General features: G+C 57.3%; 23 protein-coding genes and 3 tRNA genes. 15 read left to right on the top strand and 11 right to left on the bottom strand.

The features are described 5' to 3' along the window. Nucleotides 1–67 precede the first annotated feature (67 nt). A tRNA-Lys gene (locus C5P05_RS08770) sits at nucleotides 68–143 on the top strand. 130 nt (nucleotides 144–273) lie between these two features. On the opposite strand, the gene C5P05_RS08765 is transcribed toward C5P05_RS08770, so the two are convergent. The 4 genes from C5P05_RS08765 to C5P05_RS08750 all read right to left on the bottom strand — a co-directional run bounded on the left by C5P05_RS08765 (nucleotide 274) and on the right by C5P05_RS08750 (nucleotide 2,223). Further along, nucleotides 274–1,137: a TIGR00730 family Rossman fold protein gene (locus C5P05_RS08765; RefSeq protein WP_114969458.1), complete on the bottom strand. Its 864-nt coding sequence runs from the start codon at nucleotides 1,135–1,137 to the stop codon at nucleotides 274–276. A 64-nt stretch (nucleotides 1,138–1,201) separates the two neighbouring features. After that, nucleotides 1,202–1,507 carry a YqjK-like family protein gene (locus C5P05_RS08760; protein WP_157979271.1) on the bottom strand — a complete coding sequence of 102 codons (306 nt, stop codon included), beginning with the start codon at nucleotides 1,505–1,507 and terminating at the stop codon, nucleotides 1,202–1,204. After that, nucleotides 1,494–1,895 (bottom strand): phage holin family protein, encoded by a 402-nt coding sequence (locus tag C5P05_RS08755; RefSeq protein WP_114969456.1) that lies wholly within the window; start codon nucleotides 1,893–1,895, stop codon nucleotides 1,494–1,496. Before C5P05_RS08755 ends, C5P05_RS08760 begins: the two co-directional genes overlap by 14 nt. Before the next feature lie 16 nt (nucleotides 1,896–1,911). Next, nucleotides 1,912–2,223, bottom strand: coding sequence for a DUF883 family protein (locus C5P05_RS08750; protein WP_114969455.1), 312 nt, complete (start codon nucleotides 2,221–2,223; stop codon nucleotides 1,912–1,914). Nucleotides 2,224–2,521: 298 nt separating this feature from the next. Between C5P05_RS08750 and C5P05_RS08745 the strand changes: the two genes are divergently transcribed. Next, nucleotides 2,522–3,922: a phenylacetate--CoA ligase family protein gene (locus C5P05_RS08745; RefSeq protein WP_114969454.1), complete on the top strand. Its 1,401-nt coding sequence runs from the start codon at nucleotides 2,522–2,524 to the stop codon at nucleotides 3,920–3,922. A gap of 19 nt (nucleotides 3,923–3,941) precedes the next feature. On the opposite strand, the gene C5P05_RS08740 is transcribed toward C5P05_RS08745, so the two are convergent. The 4 genes from C5P05_RS08740 to earP all read right to left on the bottom strand — a co-directional run bounded on the left by C5P05_RS08740 (nucleotide 3,942) and on the right by earP (nucleotide 8,369). After that, entirely contained in the window at nucleotides 3,942–4,871 is a 930-nt protein-coding gene (locus C5P05_RS08740; RefSeq protein WP_114969453.1) for a ribose-phosphate diphosphokinase, read from the bottom strand. Further along, on the bottom strand, nucleotides 4,871–6,469 hold the full coding sequence (locus tag C5P05_RS08735; RefSeq protein ID WP_114969452.1) for a thymidine phosphorylase family protein: 1,599 nt from the start codon (nucleotides 6,467–6,469) through the stop codon (nucleotides 4,871–4,873). The genes C5P05_RS08740 and C5P05_RS08735 overlap by 1 nt, the downstream gene beginning before the upstream one ends. Before the next feature lie 145 nt (nucleotides 6,470–6,614). After that, nucleotides 6,615–7,169 (bottom strand): elongation factor P, encoded by a 555-nt coding sequence (gene efp / locus C5P05_RS08730; RefSeq protein ID WP_114969451.1) that lies wholly within the window; start codon nucleotides 7,167–7,169, stop codon nucleotides 6,615–6,617. 90 nt (nucleotides 7,170–7,259) lie between these two features. Next, a complete protein-coding gene (gene earP, locus C5P05_RS08725; RefSeq protein ID WP_420130733.1) occupies nucleotides 7,260–8,369 on the bottom strand; it encodes an elongation factor P maturation arginine rhamnosyltransferase EarP in 1,110 nt (369 codons plus the stop codon). A gap of 36 nt (nucleotides 8,370–8,405) precedes the next feature. On the opposite strand from earP, the gene uvrC reads away from it, so the two are divergent. The 7 genes from uvrC (at nucleotide 8,406) to C5P05_RS08690 (ending at nucleotide 14,647) form a co-directional block, all read left to right on the top strand. After that, a complete protein-coding gene (gene uvrC / locus C5P05_RS08720) occupies nucleotides 8,406–10,388 on the top strand; it encodes an excinuclease ABC subunit UvrC (RefSeq protein WP_420130732.1) in 1,983 nt (660 codons plus the stop codon). A gap of 44 nt (nucleotides 10,389–10,432) precedes the next feature. Next, on the top strand, nucleotides 10,433–10,999 hold the full coding sequence (gene pgsA / locus C5P05_RS08715) for a CDP-diacylglycerol--glycerol-3-phosphate 3-phosphatidyltransferase (RefSeq protein WP_114969449.1): 567 nt from the start codon (nucleotides 10,433–10,435) through the stop codon (nucleotides 10,997–10,999). 32 nt (nucleotides 11,000–11,031) lie between these two features. Then, nucleotides 11,032–11,883: a DMT family transporter gene (locus C5P05_RS08710; RefSeq protein ID WP_114969568.1), complete on the top strand. Its 852-nt coding sequence runs from the start codon at nucleotides 11,032–11,034 to the stop codon at nucleotides 11,881–11,883. Between the two features lie 293 nt (nucleotides 11,884–12,176). Beyond that, nucleotides 12,177–12,449 (top strand): HU family DNA-binding protein, encoded by a 273-nt coding sequence (locus tag C5P05_RS08705; RefSeq protein ID WP_114969567.1) that lies wholly within the window; start codon nucleotides 12,177–12,179, stop codon nucleotides 12,447–12,449. A gap of 14 nt (nucleotides 12,450–12,463) precedes the next feature. After that, nucleotides 12,464–12,539, top strand: a tRNA-Val gene (locus C5P05_RS08700). 64 nt (nucleotides 12,540–12,603) lie between these two features. Further along, the gene (locus C5P05_RS08695) at nucleotides 12,604–14,541 is read left to right on the top strand and encodes a SurA N-terminal domain-containing protein (RefSeq protein ID WP_114969448.1); all 1,938 of its coding nucleotides are present in this window, start codon (nucleotides 12,604–12,606) and stop codon (nucleotides 14,539–14,541) included. A 30-nt stretch (nucleotides 14,542–14,571) separates the two neighbouring features. Further along, nucleotides 14,572–14,647: transfer RNA gene (locus C5P05_RS08690), tRNA-His, on the top strand. A gap of 56 nt (nucleotides 14,648–14,703) precedes the next feature. Here the strand turns inward: C5P05_RS08690 and C5P05_RS08685 are convergent. Beyond that, the gene (locus C5P05_RS08685) at nucleotides 14,704–15,678 is read right to left on the bottom strand and encodes an NADPH:quinone oxidoreductase family protein (RefSeq protein WP_114969447.1); all 975 of its coding nucleotides are present in this window, start codon (nucleotides 15,676–15,678) and stop codon (nucleotides 14,704–14,706) included. A 121-nt stretch (nucleotides 15,679–15,799) separates the two neighbouring features. Between C5P05_RS08685 and surE the strand changes: the two genes are divergently transcribed. The 6 genes from surE to rlmD are packed head-to-tail and all read left to right on the top strand — an operon-like array spanning nucleotide 15,800 to nucleotide 21,593. Next, nucleotides 15,800–16,606, top strand: coding sequence for a 5'/3'-nucleotidase SurE (gene surE, locus C5P05_RS08680; protein ID WP_114969446.1), 807 nt, complete (start codon nucleotides 15,800–15,802; stop codon nucleotides 16,604–16,606). A 7-nt stretch (nucleotides 16,607–16,613) separates the two neighbouring features. Then, on the top strand, nucleotides 16,614–17,408 hold the full coding sequence (locus tag C5P05_RS08675; RefSeq protein WP_114969445.1) for a protein-L-isoaspartate(D-aspartate) O-methyltransferase: 795 nt from the start codon (nucleotides 16,614–16,616) through the stop codon (nucleotides 17,406–17,408). An 11-nt stretch (nucleotides 17,409–17,419) separates the two neighbouring features. Continuing rightward, a complete protein-coding gene (locus C5P05_RS08670; RefSeq protein ID WP_114969444.1) occupies nucleotides 17,420–18,313 on the top strand; it encodes a peptidoglycan DD-metalloendopeptidase family protein in 894 nt (297 codons plus the stop codon). A gap of 12 nt (nucleotides 18,314–18,325) precedes the next feature. Then, the gene (locus tag C5P05_RS08665; RefSeq protein ID WP_420130731.1) at nucleotides 18,326–19,351 is read left to right on the top strand and encodes a sigma-70 family RNA polymerase sigma factor; all 1,026 of its coding nucleotides are present in this window, start codon (nucleotides 18,326–18,328) and stop codon (nucleotides 19,349–19,351) included. A 10-nt stretch (nucleotides 19,352–19,361) separates the two neighbouring features. Further along, on the top strand, nucleotides 19,362–20,147 hold the full coding sequence (locus C5P05_RS08660; protein WP_114969442.1) for a 3'-5' exonuclease: 786 nt from the start codon (nucleotides 19,362–19,364) through the stop codon (nucleotides 20,145–20,147). A 12-nt stretch (nucleotides 20,148–20,159) separates the two neighbouring features. Further along, nucleotides 20,160–21,593 (top strand): 23S rRNA (uracil(1939)-C(5))-methyltransferase RlmD, encoded by a 1,434-nt coding sequence (gene rlmD / locus C5P05_RS08655; RefSeq protein ID WP_114969441.1) that lies wholly within the window; start codon nucleotides 20,160–20,162, stop codon nucleotides 21,591–21,593. A 26-nt stretch (nucleotides 21,594–21,619) separates the two neighbouring features. On the opposite strand, the gene C5P05_RS34400 is transcribed toward rlmD, so the two are convergent. After that, entirely contained in the window at nucleotides 21,620–22,042 is a 423-nt protein-coding gene (locus C5P05_RS34400) for a hypothetical protein (RefSeq protein ID WP_232834404.1), read from the bottom strand. A 120-nt stretch (nucleotides 22,043–22,162) separates the two neighbouring features. After that, entirely contained in the window at nucleotides 22,163–22,858 is a 696-nt protein-coding gene (locus C5P05_RS08645) for a Bax inhibitor-1/YccA family protein (protein ID WP_114969440.1), read from the bottom strand. Nucleotides 22,859–23,131: the final 273 nt, after the last annotated feature.

Here is a 23,131-nt window from a genome sequence, read left to right as displayed (position 1 = left end):
ACGCCATAAATAACGTTATAATTTGAGGCTTGACTTAGCATTGAAAAAATCAATGAAAAGTCATTATGGGATGTTAGCTCAGTTGGTAGAGCAGCGGACTTTTAATCCGTTTGTCGTGGGTTCGACCCCCGCACATCCCACCAAACAAGCCTTATAGGCATTGAAGAGCCTGCTAGCTAATTGCTAGCAGGCTTTTTTTTAGTGAGCTCGTCGTTTGGCATCGGGCCACATGGTCAATATGTCCAGCCCCATCTCGCGATGGGGTCAGTCCGCTCAAAGACCGTAAAAAGTGCGAATGACATCCCATCCAGTTTGTGCGTCGTCCACGTAGGTAAACAAGTCCAGGTCCTGCGGCGATATCACACCTTCCTCCAGCATTACATCCGTGTTGAACAGGCGTTTCCAGTACGCGGTACCAAACAGAACAATTGGAACCGGCTTCGCTTTGTGGGTCTGCACCAGGGTGATGACTTCAAATAATTCGTCGAGCGTGCCAAAACCGCCTGGGAATGCGACCAGTGCTTTGGCACGCATCATGAAGTGCATCTTGCGCAGGGCAAAGTAGTGAAACTTGAAACTCAAGGTGGGCGTGACATAGGGATTGGCACTCTGCTCGTGGGGTAGAGCAATGTTCAGGCCAACGCTCAGGGCGCCCATCTCGTGCGCGCCACGGTTGGCTGCCTCCATAATGCCAGGGCCACCACCCGTCGCGATGAACAACCGCTCCTCGGGTCGCCGGTGCGCGCTATAGCCCGCCACGTGTCGTGCGAACAGGCGTGCCTGGTCATAGAAGTGCGCGTTTCGTAGTTGACGCTGAGCCAAGGTCAGGGCGGCGGCATCACCACTTAGCTGTGCTTGCTTAAGAGATGCTTGAGCTTCCTCGGGCGAGGGAAAACGGGCGCTGCCAAAAACGACAATGGTGTTCTCAATGCCTTGTTCGGTCTGGTCAAGATCGGGCTTGAGCATTTCCAGCTGAAAGCGGATACCACGTGTTTCACGTCGTAATAAAAACTCTGGGTCGGCAAACGCCAGGCGGTAGGCATCTGCGTCCAATGGGTTACCCTGGACAGAGTGGTTTTGCAGTTCCGCCCAGGCATCGGCCAGGCGGCGTTCGGTAAGGTGCTCAGTATTTTCCATGGATGCCATTGTGTGCGAAAAACTTGATACATCCACCTGCCTCGTTCTCTACGGGCAGGTCAATTCAGGTTGAGTGCTGTTTCAGGGGCAGCTTGGCTAACCAGTTGCGCGCCCGTTTGAACGTTCTCCATGCCCACCATAGCCGGCCTCCCCAAATGAGAGTTCGGCGTGGCCGAAGGATAGTCAGGACCAGCAATGCACTCAGCGGCCATTGCGGGTTGCGGTAAAGCCATTGCAGAGCGTTTCGCACCTGATCGACCATGGCCAGCGGTGTTTTGAAAACCTGTGCCTGATTTTCGAGGGTGAGTCGCAGTTGCGCACTGCGCGTGAGCAAACGCTGTTGGCGCAATACAAGGTCATCGTTGTTCATGTCGACCTGATGCCTGGAGTCCCGCTTGATCTCGTTCCAGTTCCGCCATGCTGGCATTAAAAATAGCACTGGGGTTGCGCAGGCGTCGCCTTGCGTCGCCCATCAGCACGAAGCCACCGGCGAGACATAGCAGCGCCATCACACCCACGGCAGCCAATCGATAGCCATCCCAAAACAGCAAGATGACGAAACCACAGAACAAGACAATGCCGACACCCAGAAACAGCAGTCCTATTGCACCCAAAAGCACCCCGTCAAATAAACGCCGTTTTTCAAACTCGACCTCGGTGCCCAGCAGGTCCAGCCGTACCTGAACTATCTCAAGCGCAGTGGATAGCAGGCCGCGCAGCGAGTTGAAGAGACCACTCTCCTTGACAGGATCACTCATGAAGAGCGCGCGGGTCTTAGCGTCGGCCGATCAAAAGACCGACCACCAGTCCAACACCTGCCGCGATGCCGATTGATTTCCATGGATTCTCGTGAACGAATTCATCGGTTGCATGACCGGCTGCTTTAGCCTTGGCAACCGCAGCTTCCTGTAAATGCACAAGATCGGCCTTGGCTTGGTTCATTCTGGCCTGCACCCGGCTGCGTAAGTCAGCAGCACCTTCGCCCACCTCGTCGGCAGTCATGCGCAACATCTCTTCGGCATCGGCAATAACCACACGCAAGTCGCTCATTAGTTTGTCTTTTTGTACCGCAGTCATATCATTCATCGTATCTCTCCATTGTGTAAAAATTCAAAGTTGATGGTAGTCTGAATCGTGTTTGATCGCCTGACAAAAATCAAGAGTGGCCTTATGAACTTTAGGTGACATACCTTCGGTGTTACCGGTGCGGGGAGTTCCTTTTTATGAGGGTTTTGCATGGAATTTCTTGATCAAGCTCAAATGCGGCGATTCAAGGCAGGTCTAGTATTGCCAATGCAACGCGTAGTCCACGTCTTCTTGTACGAAGCGTTTTTTTGCACCACGCAGGCCTTGGGCAGGGCTTGCCCGACAGCATGACCAGCCAATGACCTCAGTTTTTGATCCCTTACGTTTGGGTGCGGTCGCGCTTGATGTGCTGACCTGTGGCCATGCCACGCCGGACGCGCTCGCAGCACGGCAAAAAGCCCGGTTAGCCAAGTTGCTCGACGTCGCTGTGCGGGGCTCGCGGTTCTACAGCGAGCGCCTGAGTGGTCTTCCAATCGATGGCACGCAATTGAGTGCCTTGCCTTCAGTGTCCAGGAGCGAACTGATGGAGCGTTTTGATGATTGGGTGACCGACCCGCAACTCAAATTGGCCCAACTTGGCGCCTTCATCGCCGATCCCCGGCGCATAGGAGAGGCTTACCACGGCAAGTATCTGATCTGGGAGAGTTCCGGCACAAGCCATGAGCCCGGTATATTTGTGCAGGACGCGCAGACCTTGGCCGTCTACGACGCGCTGGAAGCGTTGCGTCGCAGTGCACCGCGGCCATTGCAGCGCTGGTTTGACCCCATGTTGCTAACCGAACGCATCGCCTTTGTGGGCGCAACGAGTGGTCATTTCGCCAGCATGGTATCCATGCAGCGCGTGCGTCAACTTAATCCATGGATGGCGCAATCCCTGCGTTGCTTCAATATCTTGCAGGCTATCCCGTCCTTGGTGGAAGAGCTCAATGCTTTTGCGCCCACGGTGATTGCGACCTACCCGACGGTTGCAGCTTTATTGGCCGATGAGGCCTGTCGCGGATCGCTGCACTTTTTCCCGAAAGAACTCTGGACCGGCGGCGAAACGCTAAGCCCGGCAGTCCGGCGGCGTGTCGAGCTGGCGCTGCGGTGTTCGGTAAATAACAGCTACGGTGCGTCGGAATTCATGTCCATAGGTTGGGAGTGTGGTTACGGAAAAATGCATGCGAATACCGATTGGCTGATTCTTGAGCCGGTCGACGAGCGGGGACGACCGGTGCCAGCGGGCCAGCGCTCGTACTCCACTTTGCTGACTAATCTGGCGAATCACGTGCAGCCGCTGATTCGCTATGACTTGGGTGACCAGGTGACTGTGCATGACGATCGCTGTGCGTGCGGCTCGTCATTGCCGGTGATCGAGGTGCAAGGACGTAGCGACGATTCGCTGGTGATGGCGGGACGCGATGGACAGCGGGTGACATTGTTGCCGCTGGCGCTGACCACGGTGCTCGAAGACGACGCTGGGGCCTTTGACTTTCAGCTGAGCCAGCGCGACGACCACACCTTGGTGCTCAGGCTCAATCTCCACGACGCTCAGGCCGCGACGACGATGGCGCGTTGTTGTACGGCTTTGGAGAATTTTGCGACGATGCAAGGCGTGGCATCGATCTCAGTGATCGCGGAGTCGGGACAGCTCATCCCCCGAGGGCGCAGTGGCAAAGCGCAACGGGTCGTGGCGCGTCCGAATCCCACGCGAGACTGACAGCACTCAAAGTTTGCTGCTATCTCCTGATCGCTGATTTTTGCACCTCTTCCTGTATCTGGGTCAACGCCTGAGCAATGGTAGCTGCCATGCTGACCGCATTGCTGGGATGCGTGATGCAGTCTGTGCTCCAAACCTCTCCGACACCCGCTGTCTGAAGAAGCTGTAAGGCGTCGCCTGAGAAAAGTGCGTGAGTCACGGCGACATCGACAGAAGCCGCGCCCGCGGCCAGTAGAAGGCGCGCCGCTTTGGCCACCGTGTGGCCGGTACTGGCCACGTCATCCAGCAATACGATTTGACGCCCCAGAACAGGAAGGTCGGGCAGTACGACATCCACAGCCCGGTCGCCGTGCCGAACCTTGCTGCATACGGCGTGGTCGAATCCATGGCGTGATGCGGCCATGGCAACCCATTGTGCCGACTCCTCGTCGGGCCCCACCAAAAGGGGGCGCTGTCGGCGGGCCGCGATCAGATCAGACAGCAGAGGAGCCCCGCTGAGCACGACGGCATTGGTGACTGGCATTGCTTCCTGGAGTGTGGCGACGCGGTGCAGATGGGGGTCGACAGTGACCACGGCATCGAAAAGGCCCGCCAAAAATCGTCCGACAATGCGCTGGCTGATGGCTTCGCCCGGGTGAAAGGCTATGTCTTGGCGCATGTAGGCGAGATAGGGTGCCACCAATGTCAAATGACGCGCACCGAGGTCGCGTGCGGTTTGCGCCACCAGCAGCAGTTCAATCAATTTTTCGTTGGGGTCGTTCAATGTGCGCAGGATGACGACTTGCGCAGGCAGGGGGGCAGGCAGGCGCAGCTTCATTTCGCCATCGGGAAAGTGGTGGCTATCGATTTGGGCGAGTGCCAGATTGCCCGCATGCGCGATGCGCGTGGCGCTGTCCTGCTCAGCTTCAAAATACAGCAATACAGACTTTGACAGAGTAGATGATTTCATCAGAATTCCACAAATACGTGCGGTACTTCATCGGCACGGCCAACTGTGTATCCGGTAGCTTTGATGCAGGCCTGCCGTGCGAATTCGAGGTCACTCTGAAACCCGGCGTGAACACGGTACAAGAGATCGCCGTTGATTACCGCGTCACCCAGTTTACGGAACAGGTCAACGCCCGCCCCGATGACCTTGGGCGCGCCGGCCAGGCGGGCAACGCGTGCAATCTGGAGATTGTCAATCGCCGCAATGACCCCTGACTCGGTGGCATGCACATCAATCGTCAACTCACCGAGTTGGGGGGCGTTGTGGTCAAAAGGTTTTTGGCCCTGTGCCGCCATGATGTCGTTCATCTTGGCCAGGGCCCGGCCTGAGTCCAGGATGTCGCGCGCGATCGCGAAGCCGTCACCACCGCGCACATCCGGATTGCATTCAATCAAGCGGCCGGCCAGCCGCAAGGATTTTTGCCGCAAGTCGTTGGGGGCTCTGGGATCGTTCTCCAGCACCCGCATCACATCGCGGGCTTCAAGCACCGGGCCAATGCCGTTGCCGATCGGCTGGCGACCATCTGTGATAACCACGTCAAGTGACAGATGAATGCGTCGAGCCACATATTCGAACAGTCGCCGCAGGCGCTGGGCCTCGGGCATGGAGCGCACCTTGGCGGTAGGGCCGATCGGAATGTCGAGCACCAGATGGGTTGATCCGGCCGCAATTTTCTTGGAGAGAATGGAGGCCACCATCTGGCCCGGGGAGTCGACCGCCAAGGGGCGCTCCACTGAAATCAGCACATCGTCTGCCGGGGACAGGTTGGCGGCACCGCCCCATGCCAGGCAACCCCGATGCTCGCGCACGATGTCCGCCAGTTGCTCGAAGGGCAACTCAACCTTGGCCAACACTTCCATGGTGTCGGCAGTGCCAGCGGGTGAGGTGATGGCGCGTGAGGAAGTTTTGGGACAGAGCAGGCCGTGCGCCGCCACAATCGGCACCACCAGCATGGAGGTGCGGTTGCCGGGAATGCCGCCTATACAGTGCTTGTCAACCACCAGCGGCTCGTGCCAGTCGAGTTTTCGGCCGCTGGCGACCATCGCCTCGGTTAGAAAGTAAACCTCCTCCCGGTCCAGTTCATCCCGGTTGGTAGCCACCACAAAGGCCGTCAGCTCAATCTTGGAATAACGCAGCTCGGCAATGTCGCGGATGATGCCCCGAAAGTCCTCACGGTTCAGTCGCTCGCCGGCAATTTTGCGGTGCAGCGCGCCAATGGACTCCGGCGGCTCGGCCTGAGACACCGATGCGGTGTGGCCATCCTTGATATCCAGCTGCAAAAAGGCGTCTTCGGATAAACCCAACTCATGGCAAGCCACAATGGCTGGGTCATCCACAACGTTCAGGGTAGCCAGAATGCGTCGTCCATTGGCCCGAATCTCCACTTTGGACAGGGCCTGAAAACCCTCGGCCCGGTACACTGCGCAATCCCGGTGCAGGTAGGCCACATTTTCGCGGTAAGTGTCGATGGCCACCCGACGCAGAGACAGGTTGGATGCGGTTAAATTTCTGCCTTGCAGCGCATCGGGCGCCTGCAAATCATCGGGGCGATTGCTCATGGCCGTAGCCTACACCGGTTTGGCAGGCGGGTACGCACGCACGGCGTCCACTGGGTGCAGTGAAAACCCCAATGAAAAAGGCTTCCTGGTGGAAGCCTTTTGCTACTGAACGGGGTACGAGGCGTACTGACCGTGAGTAAGAACTTTAGACGCGCTTGCGGTATTCGCCAGTGCGGGTGTCGATTTCGACCTTGTCGCCTTGGGCCACGAAAATTGGCACACCGAGGTCGAAGCCGGTCGAAATTTTGGCAGGTTTGAGCACTTTGCCCGATGTATCGCCCTTGACGGCGGGTTCGGTCCAGGTGATCTCGCGCACGACGCTGGTGGGCATTTCAACCGAGATAGCCTTTTCTTCATAGAACACGACTTCGAGGGCCATACCGTCTTCGAGGTAGTTCAGTGAGTCGCCCATGTTTTCGGCTTCGACTTCGTACTGATTGAACTCTTGGTCCATACAGATGTACATCGGTTCGGCAAAGTAAGAGTAGGTGCACTCTTTCTTGTCCAGAATAACTTGGTCGATCTTGTCGTCGGCCTTGAACACGACTTCGGTGCCGAAGTTGGCGATCAGGCTTTTGAGTTTCATGCGCACGGTGGCAGAGTTGCGGCCGCCGCGGCTGTATTCAGTCTTGAGGACGACCATGGGGTCTTTGCCGTGCATGATGACGTTGCCGGCGCGAATTTCTTGAGCGGTTTTCATAGCGATAGTGTGAAGGTTGGCCGCTTAACTAGCGGCGAGGGCGGCATGGACTGGATGTAGATCCCGTCAAATTTCGCAAAGTCTTGAATTTTAATGGTTTTTTAGTACAAAGCGCATGAGCTGGGTCACAAGATCGTCATGCTGGAGCTGCTGCTTTCGTGCTTGGGTGACAGTTACCTGCCATTCCGGTAACGCCATGGCTGGCAAATTCGCGTGGGCAAAGCCCTGCACGCCATTCCAGACATGATGGAAATCCCGCAGCGAGAGCGGGGCACTCATTACATTCAGAAAGGCGTCAAGTTTGTCGTGATGCGCGTCATCATGTTGCGGATAAATCTGCCAGACAAACGGCTTGTCGGCCCACAAAGCGCGTACCAGCGAGTCTTCTCCCCGGACAAAATTCAGGTCACAGGCCCAGAGCAGATGGTCAAATTCCCGCTGGCTGAGCATGGGCACGTATGAAAATGATAGCTGCTTACGCATATTCCATAAGGGCTGGGACTTGTTTTTATCATCAATACATGCCTTGACAGCGGCTGCGGCGCGTCCGGCCGTCACCATAAGTCGGGTCTCATGGGGGTTGATGGCAAGCTGATCCAGCAACTCGCTCAAGGCTGGGGGTTCATAACAAAACAGGGAAACCAGCCGCTCACCCCGGAATTCAATGCCCAACTGCCGCAGCCAGACGATGCGGTCAAATTGGGCCTGACGTTCCGCCAAATCGGGTTCGCGCAGCAGGCCGCCGGTTCTCGATGTGAAACCGGGGTAGAAAAAGTGTTTGGTCAGGCCCGTACCCGGGCCGCTCATCACGGGCGAGGGCAGGCCGTGACTGCGTTCCGCAAAATCCTCGGCGCTGAGGTATTCCAGGTTAATCCATATGCTTTTTAGGCCTCTAGCCCGCGTACTATCTGCGTAGGAAGCTATATATTCAGGAGCAATCTCGCAACCGAAGGCTTCTATCAACACGTCGCCGATCACCAAGTCATCGGTTTGGATGGGCTGGGTCCAGGGCCTGAGTTCCACGCCTTGGGCGCCTTCGGGGGCCATCCAGCCCAGCGCACTGGCATCGTCCACCCACAGGCGCACCTGTTCGCCACGCTCGGCCAAACCGATAGCCAAGCGCCAGCACACGCCGATGTCACCGTAGTTGTCGATGACCCTGCAAAAGATGTCCCAAAGTTTCGAGTTGCCTGTATTCACGCTTCGGATTGTCCACAATACGCCCCTATGCCCGTTATGCCTGATTCCAATCTGCCTGAGCCCTCTGTGTCGGCCGAGCTCGCTTCGCCGCCAATGCACCCCGACCAGCTGCTGAGCGATGTGGCGAGCCTGCCGGCCCTGCCTGGTGTGTACCGCTATTTCGATGCCGAAGGCACCGTACTTTATGTAGGAAAGGCCATCAACCTGAAAAAGCGGGTGTCCAGCTATTTCCAGAAAAATCATGGCGGCACGCGCATAGGTCACATGGTGAGCAAGATCGTGCGCCTGGAAACCACGGTGGTGCGTTCGGAGGCCGAGGCGCTGCTGCTGGAAAACAACCTCATCAAGACGCTCAACCCTAGGTACAACATCCTGTTCCGGGATGACAAGAGTTATCCGTACCTGAAGATCACCGGCGTGATCCCGTCGTCGAATCCGGGTTCGAGCATTTCCCGGGTGTCTTACTACCGGGGCGCGGTCGAGAAAAAGCACCATTATTTCGGACCATACCCCAGTGCCTGGGCGGTGAAAGAAGCGATTCTGCTGATGCAGAAGGTGTTTCGCCTGCGGACCTGCGAAGACCCGATGTTCAACAACCGGACGCGCCCTTGTCTGCTGTACCAGATCAAGCGTTGTTCAGCACCTTGCGTGGGGCATATTTCGCCATCGGACTATGCGCAGGATGTCGCCAACGCCGAGCGTTTTCTGCGCGGCGACGCCCGCCAGGTCATGGACGCACTGGAGGCCCGCATGATGGCGCATGCCGAACGGCTGGAGTTTGAGCAGGCGGCAGAACTGCGCAACCAGGTCGCGGCCCTGTCGAATGTGCTGCACCAGCAATCGGTCGATAACGTGTCGGACCGGGATGTGGATATTCTGGCCGTGAAGGTGCAAGGCGGTCGGGCCTGCGTCAACCTGGCCATGGTGCGCGGCGGGCGGCACCTGGGGGACCGGCCCTATTTTCCGGTGCATGTGGAAGACGCTGCGGGGGTCTACACCGAAGACGACGAGGGAGCCGCAGTGGCGCCGTCCATCGAGGCGCAAGTGCTGGAGGCCTTCGTGGCGCAGCATTATTTGAATGTCCCGATTCCCCCCTCCCTGGTGGTCAGCGAGCCGGTGAATAAAAACCTGCTCAAGGCCTTGTCGATCCAGTGCGGCGTCAAGGTGACGGCCGTCCACCAGCCGCGGGAGCAGCGCCGCCAGTGGCTGGAAATGGCACAAACCAATGCCAGCCTGCAATTGGCCCGCTTGCTGTCGGAAGAGGGCTCGCAACAGGCCCGGACCCGGGCCTTGGTCGATGCACTGGATTTGGCGCTGGACAATCTGGACGAACTTCGGGTCGAGTGTTTCGACATCTCGCATACGGCAGGCGAGGCCACCCAAGCGTCGTGTGTGGTGTTTCATCACCACAAAATGCAGAACGCAGAATACCGCCGCTACAGCATCGACGGCATCACCCCAGGCGATGACTACGCGGCCATGCGCCAGGTGTTGCTACGTCGCTACGGCAAATTGTCCGAGGCCTTGGCGGACGCAAAAAAGACAGGACAAACACCCGCGGGCACCGGCCGGCTGCCGGATCTGGTGCTGGTGGATGGCGGCAAGGGCCAGGTATCGATGGCGCGCGAGGTGTTCGAGCGACTGGGGTTGGATCTCTCGCTGATCGTGGGGGTCGAAAAGGGGGAAGGGCGCAAGGTCGGGTTGGAGGAGTTGGTGTTTGCCGATGGTCGCGAAAAAGTCTATCTGGGCAAAGATTCGGCGGCTTTGATGCTGGTGGCCCAGATTCGTGACGAGGCGCACCGCTTTGCCATCACCGGGATGCGCGCCAAGCGGGCCAAGGTGCGCGTGGACGGAGGCAAGCTGGAGGAGATTCCTGGTATCGGACCAAAACGGCGCGCTAAATTGTTGCAGCGTTTTGGCGGCGTGCGGGGTGTGGGGCTGGCGGGGGTTGAAGACATTGCGACGGTCGAAGGCATCTCCCGTGAGTTGGCCGAAGAAATCTACCGGGCCCTGCACTGATCCGCTGGCGTGGGAACACTGCCAAGCCGTGCCACAATTACGCCATGTTTTTTACCATTCCGACCATCATGACCTGGGCTCGCATTGCTGCGATTCCTTTGATAGTCGGGGTGTTTTACCTGCCGATTGAAGCGGCCACGCAAAACCTGGCGGCGACGGTTATGTTTGTCGTGTTCGCGGCCACCGACTGGCTGGATGGCTATCTGGCGCGCAAACTCAATCAGGTGTCTTCATTTGGTGCCTTCCTGGATCCGGTGGCCGACAAGATTCTGGTGTGTGCCAGTGTGCTGGTTTTGGTGCACCTCGGCCGTGCCGACGTGTTTGTCGCGCTGATCATCATTGGCCGTGAAATTGCGATTTCTGCCCTGCGCGAATGGATGGCGCAGATTGGCGCCTCCAAGAGCGTGGCAGTTCACATGATTGGCAAGCTCAAGACAGTCGTGCAGATGGTGGCGATTCCGTTTCTGCTTTTCGACGGACGCTTGCTGGGAATCATCGATACGCATCTGTGGGGTGTCTGGCTGATCTGGATTGCCGCCATCATGACCGTCTGGTCCATGGTGTACTACCTGCAGAAGGCCCTGCCTGAAATTCGGGCGCGGGTGAAGTGACGGCGCGCGACGATCGCGCCCTTATCCGGGCCATGCCCGCATTGTTTGTACTGATCTGGAGCACGGGTTTTATCGTAGCCCGCTACGGCATGCCTTACGCCCCACCCATGAAGTTCCTGTCCATACGCTATGCATTGTCCATTGCGTGTCTATTGCCATGGATTGTGTTGGCCCGTGTGGCTTGGCCACGTAGCCGGGCTCAGTGGCTGCACCTCGCCGTGACCGGCGTCTTCATGCATGCGGGTTACCTGGGCGGTGTTTGGGCGGCTGTAAAGGCGGGCATGGGCTCGGGGCTTTCTGCGCTGGTGGTGGGCTTGCAGCCTGTGCTGACCGCCTTGTGGTTGTCATCCACGGGTGGAAAAATCGCTGCACGGCAATGGGCTGGTTTGGGCTTGGGTCTTATCGGTCTGGTGCTGGTGGTGTCGCGCAAGTTCGGACAGGGGGGCGAGGCCGACTGGCTGAACATGTCGCTTGCTGTGGGCGCCCTGTTCAGCATCACCATCGGAACCCTGTATCAAAAACGCTTTGTGGCACCTTGTGATGTCCGCTCGGCCAACACCATCCAACTGGGTGCCGCCCTGCTCGTGACGCTGCCTTTGATTTTTCTTGAATCCGAGTCCGTGCGCTGGACCGCTGAATTGGCAGGCGCCATGGCCTGGTCTGTGCTGGCCCTGACGCTGGGTGGCAGTTCACTGTTGTACCTGCTGATTCAGCGCGGCGCTGCAGCTTCTGTGACCAGTCTGATGTATCTGGTGCCGCCTTCCACAGCCCTCCTGGCGTGGCTACTGTTTGCTGAACCCATTACAGCGCTCACCATTGTTGGTACCGCCCTCACTGCTTTTGGTGTGAGCCTTGTCGTGCGACCGGCTCGCCAGTCGGCTTGATTTGCCAGAGCGCATTGTGCAAGGGATCGATCAGCAAGCGGATGTGCTTGGCTGCGATTTGATCAGTTCCGAATTTGCCAAGGGATGTTTTTGTCAATGGAGTGGAAAAATCAGCCTGCAATGAACCGGCGTGCATGAGAAAACCGACTAGAATTTACCACCGCATTGTTGTAAAGCTGCATGTCGTGTTGACACGGTAAGAGTCCATGGCTTTAATCACACGCTGCAGTGCAGCTGCAAGATTCATCAAAGAAATAATTCGATTAACTCTGTTTCTATATTAAGGGTTGTTTGTGAACAAAACTGAACTGATTGAGCACATTGCAGTGCATGCAGATATTTCCAAAGCCGCAGCCGCTCGGGCGCTTGAGTCAACCATTGGCGCGGTCAAGAGCACATTGAAAAAAGGCGGCTCCGTATCGCTGGTGGGTTTTGGTACATTTGCGGTGGGCAAGCGAGCTGCGCGTGTAGGTCGCAACCCACGAACTGGCGCTGCGATTAAAATCAAAGCAGCCAAGGTGCCAAAATTCCGTCCGGGCAAAGCATTGAAGGATGCTTTGAACTGACAAGTTTATAGGTGGGGTGCTTAGCTCAGTTGGTAGAGCGGCGCCCTTACAAGGCGTAGGTCGGCGGTTCGAGCCCGTCAGCACCCACCACCCACCCAAGTAAAGGCGAACAAAATGTTCGCCTTTTTTTGTTTTTCTTTTGGAGAGTTCGCGCATGTTTGATTTTGTCCGCAAGCACACGAAGGTCATGATGTTCGTGATGTTTTTGCTGATCATCCCTTCGTTTGTGCTGTTTGGCGTTGATGGCTACAACAGCTTTCGCGAAAAAGGTGAGACTGTTGCGCGTGTGGGCGGTCATGACATTACCCAGAGCGAGTGGGATGCGGCGCATAAATCGGAATCGGATCGTTTGCGGGCAACAAGGCCTGAGCTGGATGTCAAACTGCTGGATTCTCCCGAGGCCCGCTATGCGACGCTGGAGCGACTGGTTCGCGAACGCGTGTTGGTTCAAGCCGCAGACAAATTCAAGCTGATGACCAGCGATGCGCGCCTCGCGCGCGATTTGCAGGAGAATCCCACCATTGCCTCCCTGCGTTTGCCGGACGGCAAGCTCGACATGGACCGCTATCGTCAACTGGCAGCCAGCCAGGGCATGACACCGGAAGGATTTGAAAGCCGTGTGCGTCAGGATCTGTCTGTTCGACAGGTGGAAGCCGGAGTGATCACCACCGGGTTTTCTGCGGCGGGCATCGCCGATGTCTCGTTGAATGCATTCTTTGAAAAGCGTGAAGTACAAATTGCCAATTTCGCGACTGCTGAGTTTGCACGCAAAGTTAGTCCAACCGACGCTGAGTTGGAGGCGTTTTACAAAGCCAATGTGACCCTGTTTCAAGCACCTGACCAAGCCAGCATCGAGTATGTGGTGCTGGACCTTGACTCAATCAAGAAGAGTATTTCGATCAGTGAGTCTGACCTCAAGTCGTACTACGACCAAAATGTGGCCCGCCTTAGTGGTAACGAGGAGCGACGTGCGAGCCACATTCTGATCAACGCAGCCAAGGATGCCCCAGCAGCTGATCGTCAAAAAGCCAAAGCGCGGGCTGAAGAGTTGTTGCAGGCAGTGCGGAAATCACCTGACAGTTTTGTGGAGATTGCCAAAAAGAACTCGCAAGATGTGGGATCTGCTCCTAATGGGGGTGATCTTGATTTCTTTGGGCGCGGCGCGATGGTGAAACCATTTGAAGATGCAGTCTTTTCCATGAAAAAAGGGGACATCAGTGAAGTGGTCGAGTCTGACTTTGGTTATCACATCATCAAGCTCACGGACGTCAAAACACCCAAGCAGCGTAGTTTTGAGGAATTGCGCACAGGCATCGAGGCTGACCTGAAAGCGCAGCAAGCCCAAGCCAAGTTTGCTGAGACTGCCGAAGCTTTTACCAACGGAGTCTATGAGCAGTCCGACAGCCTGAAACCAGTGGCAGACAAGCTCAAGCTTGAGATTAAAACGGCTGCCAATCTGACGCGCAAGCCGGCGACAGGGGCGATTGGCCCGCTGACGAATGATAAATTCCTGACGGCGATATTCGCGTCCGACGCTATCGAAAAGAAGCGCAATACCGAAGCTATTGAAACCGCGCCAAACCAATTGATTGCAGGGCGTATCACCCAATACACCGCGGCCCGGACCGTCCCGTTTATTGATGTGCGCAGCATCGTGCATGACCGCGTCGTCGCTGCCCGCGCAGCCGAACTAGCGAAAACAGAGGGCATGGAGAAGCTGGCGGCCTGGAAGGCTGCACCCGCTGCGGCAATAATGCCAGCGGCACTGGTGGTATCGCGTGACCAATCCCAAAAGGTTCCGCCGCAGGTCCTGGCCGCAGCTTTGCACGCTGATGCGTCAGCCTTGCCCGCCTTCGTCGGTGTTGACTTGGGCGCCCAAGGCTACGCCGTGGTTCGGATAAATAAAATCGTGCCGCGACCAACGGCAACTGAGGCTGCCGCCAAGCAGGATCGCGCCCAATACACTCAGTGGTGGACGGCGGCCGAGAATCAGGCTTATTACGGCGTCCTCAAGGAGCGTTTTAAAGTCGAAATCATGGCGCCACGACCAGTACGGAATTCAACAGATTTATCCTTGGCTGCTTCAAAGTAAACGCCAGCACGTTATAATATAAAGCTTACGGTGGCTGTAGCTCAGTTGGTAGAGTCCAGGATTGTGATTCCTGTTGTCGTGGGTTCGAGCCCCATCAGCCACCCCAAAACATAAAAAATGCCCACGTGATGTGGGCATTTTTTTGTCTGAAGAACTGAATTTTCAGTTCACCATCACCAATTTTCCCTTGACGCCTCTGGCGCCCATGTGGGCATAGGCGGCCTTGAGTTCAGACATGGGCATGGTGCGGTCAATCACCGGTTTGATCTTGCCTTGTTCATACCATAGAGCCAGTTCCGCCATCATGGCCGCGTTGGCTTTGGGCTCGCGCTTGGCGAAATCGCCCCAGAACACGCCCACGATGGAGGCCCCCTTGAGCAGAGCCAGGTTGAGAGGCAATGCCGGTATGGGGCCGGACGCAAACCCGACCACAAGATAGCGACCGCGCCAGCCAATGGAGCGGAAGGCGGTTTCAGTGAAATCGCCGCCCACCGGGTCGTAGATGACATCCGGTCCGCGGCCTTCAGTGAGTGTCTTGACAGACTCGCGTAGATTTTCGGTGGTGTAGTTGATGGTGGCGTCGGCACCAATGGACTTGCAAAGTGCGCATTTTTCGTCGCTCGACGCCGCTGCAATGACCTTGGCTCCCAAGGTCTTGGCAATCTGTATGGCTGAAGTGCCGACGCCGCCAGCGGCGCCCAGTACCAGCACGGTTTCGCCAGCCTTCAATTGGGCCCGGTCCACCAGCCCGTGGTAGGAGGTGGCATAGATCATGATGAAGGCGGCAGCATCCACAAAGGGGAAGCTGGCTGGCAGTGGCAGGCACAATGCCGCAGGCGCCAAGGTGTGTGTGCCAAAGCCACCGGTGCCGGACAGGCAGGCTACATGCTGGCCCACTTTCAGGTGGGTGACGCTTTCGCCCACCACTTGCACGATGCCCGCATATTCGGAGCCGGGTACAAAGGGAAGGGCTGGTTTCAACTGGTACTTGTTTTGCACAATCAGCAGATCAGGGAAATTCAGGCTGGCGGCCTTGATCTGAATCAGTACCTCGCCCGCCTTCGGCTGTGGCGTGGGCATTTCTTTCCAGAACAGGGCATCGACGCCCACAGGGTTTTCACAAAGCCAGGCATGCATGGGAATTCTCCAAAGAAGTTGTGCGAATGATAGGTGTATGTCGCCGTGGAAAATGTCTCACGCGTGACCCAGATGACCGGCCCGGTCGGCCACCTACAATGAATGCCAACTCTGAGTGAATATGAAAATTCTTATTTCCAACGACGACGGCTATCAGGCGCCGGGCATCGTGGCGCTGTATGAAGCCCTGAAAGACGTGGCCGATGTCGAAGTGGTCGCACCGGAGCAGAACAACAGTGCCAAATCGAACGCGTTGACCCTGCATTCGCCCTTGTATGTGACCCGTGCCAGCAATGGATTTCGCTATGTCAATGGCACGCCGGCAGACTGCGTGCATATTGCCTTGACCGGATTGCTGGGATATCGGCCCGATCTGGTGGTTTCGGGTATCAACAACGGCGCCAATATGGGCGATGACACTATTTACTCGGGCACGGTGGGCGCGGCAATGGAAGGTTTCTTGTTTGGCATACCGGCCATTGCGTTTTCACAAGTTGAGAAAAATTGGGGGCATCTGGAATCCGCTGGTCGCAAGGCCCGTGATCTGGTTATGCAAATGTCTCGCCAAAACCTGATTGGGACCAGTCCCTGGTTGCTCAACGTCAATATTCCCAACCTGCCATTCGACGAGATTGGGCATGTAAAACTGTGCCGGCTCGGGCGGCGTCATGCGGCCGAGGCCGTGATTACACAGCTTAGCCCGCGCGGCGACACCATGTATTGGATAGGCGCCGCCGGGCCGGTCATGGATGAGGCTGAAGGGACTGATTTTCATGCTACCGCACAGGGGCACATCTCGATCACGCCCCTGAAAGTTGATTTGACCGACCATGATCACCTGGGTTATTGGGCTCAGACCGCTGCCAGGTTGGCAGTCGTTCCCCATCAGACTGAGCATTCAGCAAAACAGACGATTGCCCCCCAATGACCAACGTATGAAAGAACGCCCAACTTTCCCTGCCCGCCTGGACTTTTCGGTGGGCAAGTCCAAAGGCAACCGGCCTGTGCCGGGGGTTATTCACAGTGGGTTGAGCGCAGGCGCCAAGCCGCCAGCAGGGGTGTTGTCCCACGGGGTTGGGCTGGACTCTAGTGCGGTGCGTCTGAACATGGTGCACAAGCTTGCCAAGCAAGGTATTACCGATCCCATGGTGTTGTCGGCCATGAGGTCGATTGAGCGGCATCGGTTTGTAGACAGTGCCTTGGTCAATCAGGCCTATGAGGACACGAGTCTGCCGATCGGCTTGGGTCAGACCATCTCCAAACCCGGTGTTGTGTCCCGAATGGCGGAACTCCTGCGCAACGGTGCTTCTGGCAGATTGGGGCGCGTGCTGGAGATTGGAACGGGTTGCGGTTATCAGGCCGCTGTATTAAGTCTGCTGGCCAGCGAGGTCTACAGTATCGAGCGCCTGCGTGGCTTGCACGACAAGGCTCGTGATAATCTGCGGCATTTACGCTTGGCCAACTTGCATCTTCTGTTTGGGGACGGCATGGCGGGTTATGCCAAGGGAGCCCCCTACGCGGCCATTATTGCCGCAGCCGGTGGAGAGTCCGTGCCCCAGGCTTGGGTCGATCAACTGGCTATGGGTGGGCGACTTGTAGCTCCTGTGTCTGCCGGCGTCACGTCTGGCGGGCAGCAAGCCCTTGTGGTGATTGACAAAACCCCACAGGGTTTAAGGCAGACGGTGCTTGAGGCTGTTCACTTTGTCCCTTTAAAATCGGGGATCGCATGAAGGAATGTTGTATGTTTGGTTTGAGTGTTCGTTTGGGTTCAATTTTGGCGCTCGTGGTTGCCGGCTCGTTGCTGGGGGGGTGTAGCACCAAAGCGCTCAATCGCGCGCCGGTGGAAGATCGCGGTATCGGCTCTGGTAAAGCAGGGCCAGCGGTGGCCGATGCGGCCACACCGGTCGTTCAGCAGCTCCCCGGATTTGAGAATGCGGGAAAGCCTGGGTATTACACGGTTAAACCTGGTGACACGCTGATCCGGATTGGCCTTGAGCAGGGCCAGGCGGCCAAGGATATTGCGCGCTGGAGCAACCTGGAAAACCCCAATCGTATTGAAATAGGTCAAGTGTTGCGGGTCGTGCCACCAGCGGCTATCAATGGAGTGGTTGCCAAGCCCGTGACTTCGGCCAGTGCCACGCCGGTGGCGAGCGCGCCAGCGCCAGCGGCGAGTGCTGACAAGCATGCGTCGTCAGCACCCACGGCAGCCACATCGGCTCCTGCCGTCCCGATGCCTGCGCCTTCTGCGCCGGCCACGACATCGGAAGATGACATCGCCTGGATTTGGCCGACCAACGGCACCGTATTGGCCGGGTTTGACGAGGTCAAGAATAAGGGCCTGGATATTGGCGGCGCGGCGGGCGACCCCGTGTTGGCGGCAGCAGACGGTCGCGTTGTTTACGTCGGGGCCGGTTTGCGCGGCTATGGCAACCTGATTATTTTGAAGCACAACAATACTTACCTGACGGCGTATGCCCACAATCAGACCTTGCTGATCAAGGAAGACCAGTCGGTGCGCAAAGGTCAGAAGATTGCCGAGATGGGCAGCAGCGATGCGGACCGTGTGAAGTTGCACTTTGAAGTTCGCCGCCAAGGCAAACCGGTTGATCCGGCGAAGTACCTGCCGGCCAGGTGACGGGACCATGCCGTGAAGAAGCGCCCCGTGAATGGCCATGGCTTGTCCGCCAGACCCCAAACACGTGGCGCCTCAGATTATGAGGTAAATTCGCCTCTAGCCCCCGTGGATTCTGCGCAAGATGCTATTGATTTAGTAGTAGATCAGCCTTTGCTGGAGCTTACGCTGTCGGTCGATGCATCGGGCGAGTCTGGGGACGCGCTGACCGTTTACCTGCGCAACGTACGTCGCACCGAGCTATTCACCGCACAAGAAGAATTTGAGTTCGCCTCCCGCGCTCGTGCGGGCGATTTTGCGGCTCGCCAGAGCATGATTGAACACAACCTGCGCCTGGTGGTGAGTATTGCCAAAGCTTATATGGGGCGTGGCGTGCCCTTGTCTGACTTGATCGAGGAAGGCAATCTGGGTCTGATGCACGCCATCGACAAGTTTGAGCCCGAACGCGGATTTCGCTTCTCCACCTACGCCACTTGGTGGATTCGCCAATCGGTCGACCGTGCCCTGATGTACCAGGGGCGGGCGGTGCGTCTGCCCGTGAACGTCGTTAGGGAATTGCAGCAGGTGCTGCGCGCGCGCCGGGCGCTGGAAAATGATGCAACGTTTGTAGCGAGTCGGCCCGATGGCATTCGCGTGGACGATATTGCAGCCTTGCTGGGCCGTGACACGGCAGGCGTTGCCGATCTACTGGCCCTGGCTGAAACGCCCAAGTCGCTGGACGCTTCCATGGACCGCTCGGAGGAGACTCAGACCCTGGGTGATTCGCTGGTGGATGAGCTCACGATAGATCCTTTGGGTGTGACCCAGGCCCACGAGGTGGAGCGTTTGCTGGAGGACTGGATCGGCACCTTGTCTGAGCGAGAAAAAGAGATTCTGGAAGGCCGGTTTGGGCTGCATGACCGCGAGCCCGAGACGCTGGATGTCCTCAGTTCGCGCCTGGGGCTGACCCGTGAGCGCGTGCGACAGGTCCAGAACGAGGCCTTGTCCAAGCTCAAGCGCTATCTGGCGCGGCGAGGGATCACGCGGCAAGCGCTGTTGTGAGGCGCCGCCAATGAGTTGGCCGGTCTTGGTCTTCGACATTGAAACCATTCCTGATGTGGTCGGCTTGCGCGCTTTGCGCGGTGAACCTGGCGACGTGAGTGATGCTGAGGTCTATGGGGCATGGCTGCAAGAGCGCCAGGCCAAAGGACAAAGCGACTTCGTGCCCTTGTATCTACAGCGCATTCTGGTCATCAGTGCCGTGTTTCGCAATGCCGAGGGCTTGCGTGTGCATTCGTTTGTCGACAAAGACGGGCTCAGCGAAGGCAAGGTGATTCAGACTTTTTTCAATACGCTGGAAAAGCATACGCCGCAGCTGGTGAGCTGGAATGGAGGCGGTTTTGACTTGCCGGTGTTGCACTACCGCGGCCTGAAACACGGTGTGGTGGCCGACAAGTACTGGGACATGGGCGAAGACGACCGCGAGTTCAAGTGGAACAACTACATCAGCCGCTACCACATGCGCCACCTTGACCTGATGGATTTGCTGGCCATGTACCAGCCAAAAAATAATGCGCCGCTGGACGCCATGGCCAGGCTCTGCGGCTTCCCCGGCAAGCTCGGCATGGACGGTTCAGCCGTGTACCCGGCGTACCTGGAGGGCAAGCTTGATGACATCCGTCGTTATTGCGAAACCGATGTCATGAACACCTATCTGCTGTATTGCCGCTTTCAGAAAATGCGCGGCGGCCTGCTGGAGCAGGAGTACGAGCAGGAGATCGCCATGGTCAAGGAAACATTGGGCCAGCTGGCGCCGATTGAGTCGCACTGGGATGAATACCTCAAGGCATGGGCCTGAGACAATAGCGGCATGACTGAAGAAATCAAGAAAACCGATAATTTACCGCCTGACTGGCTTTTGGTCGAATCGCTGGACCTCGAAGCGCAAGGGGTGGCCCACCGGGCCGATGGCAAGGTGGTGTTTATCAAGGGTGCGCTGCCGTTCGAGCTGGTCAGCGCCACGGTGCACCGCAAGAAAAACAACTGGGAGCAGGGCGTGGTGACGGCAATTCACCGCGAGTCCTCGCAGCGCGTCAAACCCGGTTGCCCGCATTTTGGCTTGCATGAAGGTGCTTGTGGCGGCTGCAAGATGCAGCATCTGCACATCGGTGCGCAGGTGGCCGTCAAGCAGCGGGTGCTGGAGGACAACCTGTGGCATCTGGGCAAGGTCCGGGCCGACAATATTTTGCGGCCGATCGAAGGCCCGGCTTGGGGTTACCGCTACCGGGCGCGGATTTCGGTGCGGCATGTGCGTAAAAAGGGCGCGGTGCTGGTGGGTTTTCATGAGCGCAAGAGCGGCTACGTCGCCGACATGAAAGAGTGCCATGTGTTGCCGCCGCATGTAAGCGACCTGCTGCTGCCGTTGCGGGCGCTGATTACCTCGATGGACGCGATTGAGGACTGCCCGCAGATCGAGCTGGCCTGCGGCGACTCGGTGATCGCGCTGGTGCTGCGCCATATGGAGCCCCTGAGTGATGGGGATCTGGCCTTGCTGCGTGAATTTGCCGCGCGCCATGCCGGCGTGCAGTGGTGGTTGCAGCCCAAGGGTCCGGAGACGGTGCATCTGCTGGATGAAGGCGGCGAAGAGTTGAGCTACGACCTGCCGGAGTTCGGCATCCATATGCCGTTCAAGCCGACTGATTTCACCCAGGTCAACCCGCATATCAACCGGGTCCTGGTGTCACGGTCATTGCGGCTGTTGGATGCAACCAAAGAGGAACGGGTGATTGACTGGTTTTGCGGCCTCGGCAACTTCACCTTGCCGATTGCAACGCAGGCGCGGGAGGTGCTGGGCGTGGAGGGCAGTGAGGCGCTGGTTGCTCGATCGCGTGATAATTTTATGAAAAATAAGGCTCTAGCCCCCGTCAATCGTGCGCTGGCAGCTACTAATTTTGTAGCGAGAAACCTTTTTGAAATGACGCCGGCTTTGCTGATTGAAGACGGGGTGGCGGATAAATGGCTGATCGACCCACCGCGCGAGGGCGCTATGGCCCTGGTCCAGGCCTTGGCGGACTTGCACCAGCAAAAGCTGGATCCCGTGGCCAATCCACCGACGCCGGGTGCTGAGGGCTGGACGCCGCCCAAACGCATTGTCTATGTGAGCTGCAATCCGTCAACGCTGGCGCGTGATGCCGACTTGCTGGTACATCAGGCGGGCTATAAGTGCTCTTCGGCGGGTGTGGTGAATATGTTTCCTCACACGGCCCATGTGGAGAGCATGGCGGTGTTTGAGCTGGAAGTCTGAGCGAGCAAGCGCTGCGCGCGCAGGCTTCAGTGCGCGGCGGCGCTTTCTACGGATCTCGCGGCCGCCTTGTCGGCAGCTTTAGGTTTGGTTTCAGAAGATTTTTCTTTGCTGCTGGCTGATGTTCTCTCCCTGCCAGCGGTCTTGGGTTTGGGGTCTTCGATGACTTCTTCTTCCGGTTCGGCCTTCACCACTGTGGCGCGAACACCCTCAATCTTGTTCTCGCGCATGTATTCGTCCATCTCCTTCCAGCCTGTGAATATGTCAGCTTTGGACGCGGCTTGGTTGAGGCTGTAGCAGTCTTCAATGCTGCGTATGCCATATCTGCAGGCGCTGCCAATCGCTTTGGCGTCAGCTTCGCGTTTGGCAATTCTGGGGTCAGGTCCCATGCCGGGAATTTCGCAGCCGGCCAGAAGCAGGGCAATAGCAGTGATCAGCAGGCGAAGAGTCATGGCGTAGGTAGGATGAGTAATATCTTTATCGGCAAATTGTGCGCCGCATTAAGTGCAGGCGGTATGGCGAAAACAAAAAAGACCCTTCGGGGTCTTTTTTGACAGGCGCTAAAGAGGATGTCAGTCGCGCTCGCCACCCGCAATACCCAGCAAAGCCAGCAGCGCCTGGAACACATTGATGATATCCAGGTACAACGCCAAGGTGGCGCTGATGTAATTGGTTTCACCGCCGTCCACGATGCGCTTCAGGTCATACAGCATGTACGCGCTGAAAATACCAATAACCGCCACCGAGATGGCCATCATGGCCGCTGTTGACCCGACAAACACATTGATAATGCCGCCGATCATCACGGCCACGGCACCCACAAACAGCCACTTGCCCATGCCGGAGAGGTCGCGTTTGATGACGCTGGACAGGCTGGCCATCACAAAAAATACACCTGCCGTACCACCAAAGGCCGTCATGATCAGATCGGGGCCATTTTTGAAGCCAAGCACCATGGCGATCATGCGCGACAGCATCAAGCCCATGAAAAATGTGAATCCCAGCAAAACGGGTACACCCGCTGCCGAATTCTTGGTTTTCTCAATGGCGTACATGAAGCCGAAAGCACCACCCAAGAACACAACCAGACCCAAGCCACCGCCCAAAGACTGGGTAATGCCGGTGGCGACGCCCAGCCAGGCGCCCAAGACAGTTGGCACGAGGCTCAAAGCCAGTAGCCAGTAGGTATTGCGCAGCACCTTATTGCGCTGCTCGGCCGACGCAACATAGCCGTAACCGTGATCAATGGATTGAATGTTGTCCGTCATAGTCAAACTCCTTCATGTTCTGCAGGCTGCAGATTGGGTGAATTCTAGGATGAATCAAGGGTGCTCATGAAATCCATTTACCCAGGGCGCCTATTTTTTGTAAGGATACTTTCACCCGCAATGCTGACAAATGGCACGCAGGCAGCCTGTCCTGGTCAAGTTTTTTCGTACAGACCGATAGGTTGTTTGATTGCCGATTTCTGCTCGAAAGCATTGGGTGGCAAGTTGCCCAGTGTGGAGTGCAACCGCTGGCTGTTGTAGAAGCTGACGATG

Source organism: Rhodoferax ferrireducens (assembly GCF_003347515.1).
Classification (GTDB): domain Bacteria; phylum Pseudomonadota; class Gammaproteobacteria; order Burkholderiales; family Burkholderiaceae_C; genus Rhodoferax.
The sequence above is the reverse complement of the archived record's forward strand: the minus strand, read 5'-3'. Positions and strand labels throughout refer to the sequence as shown.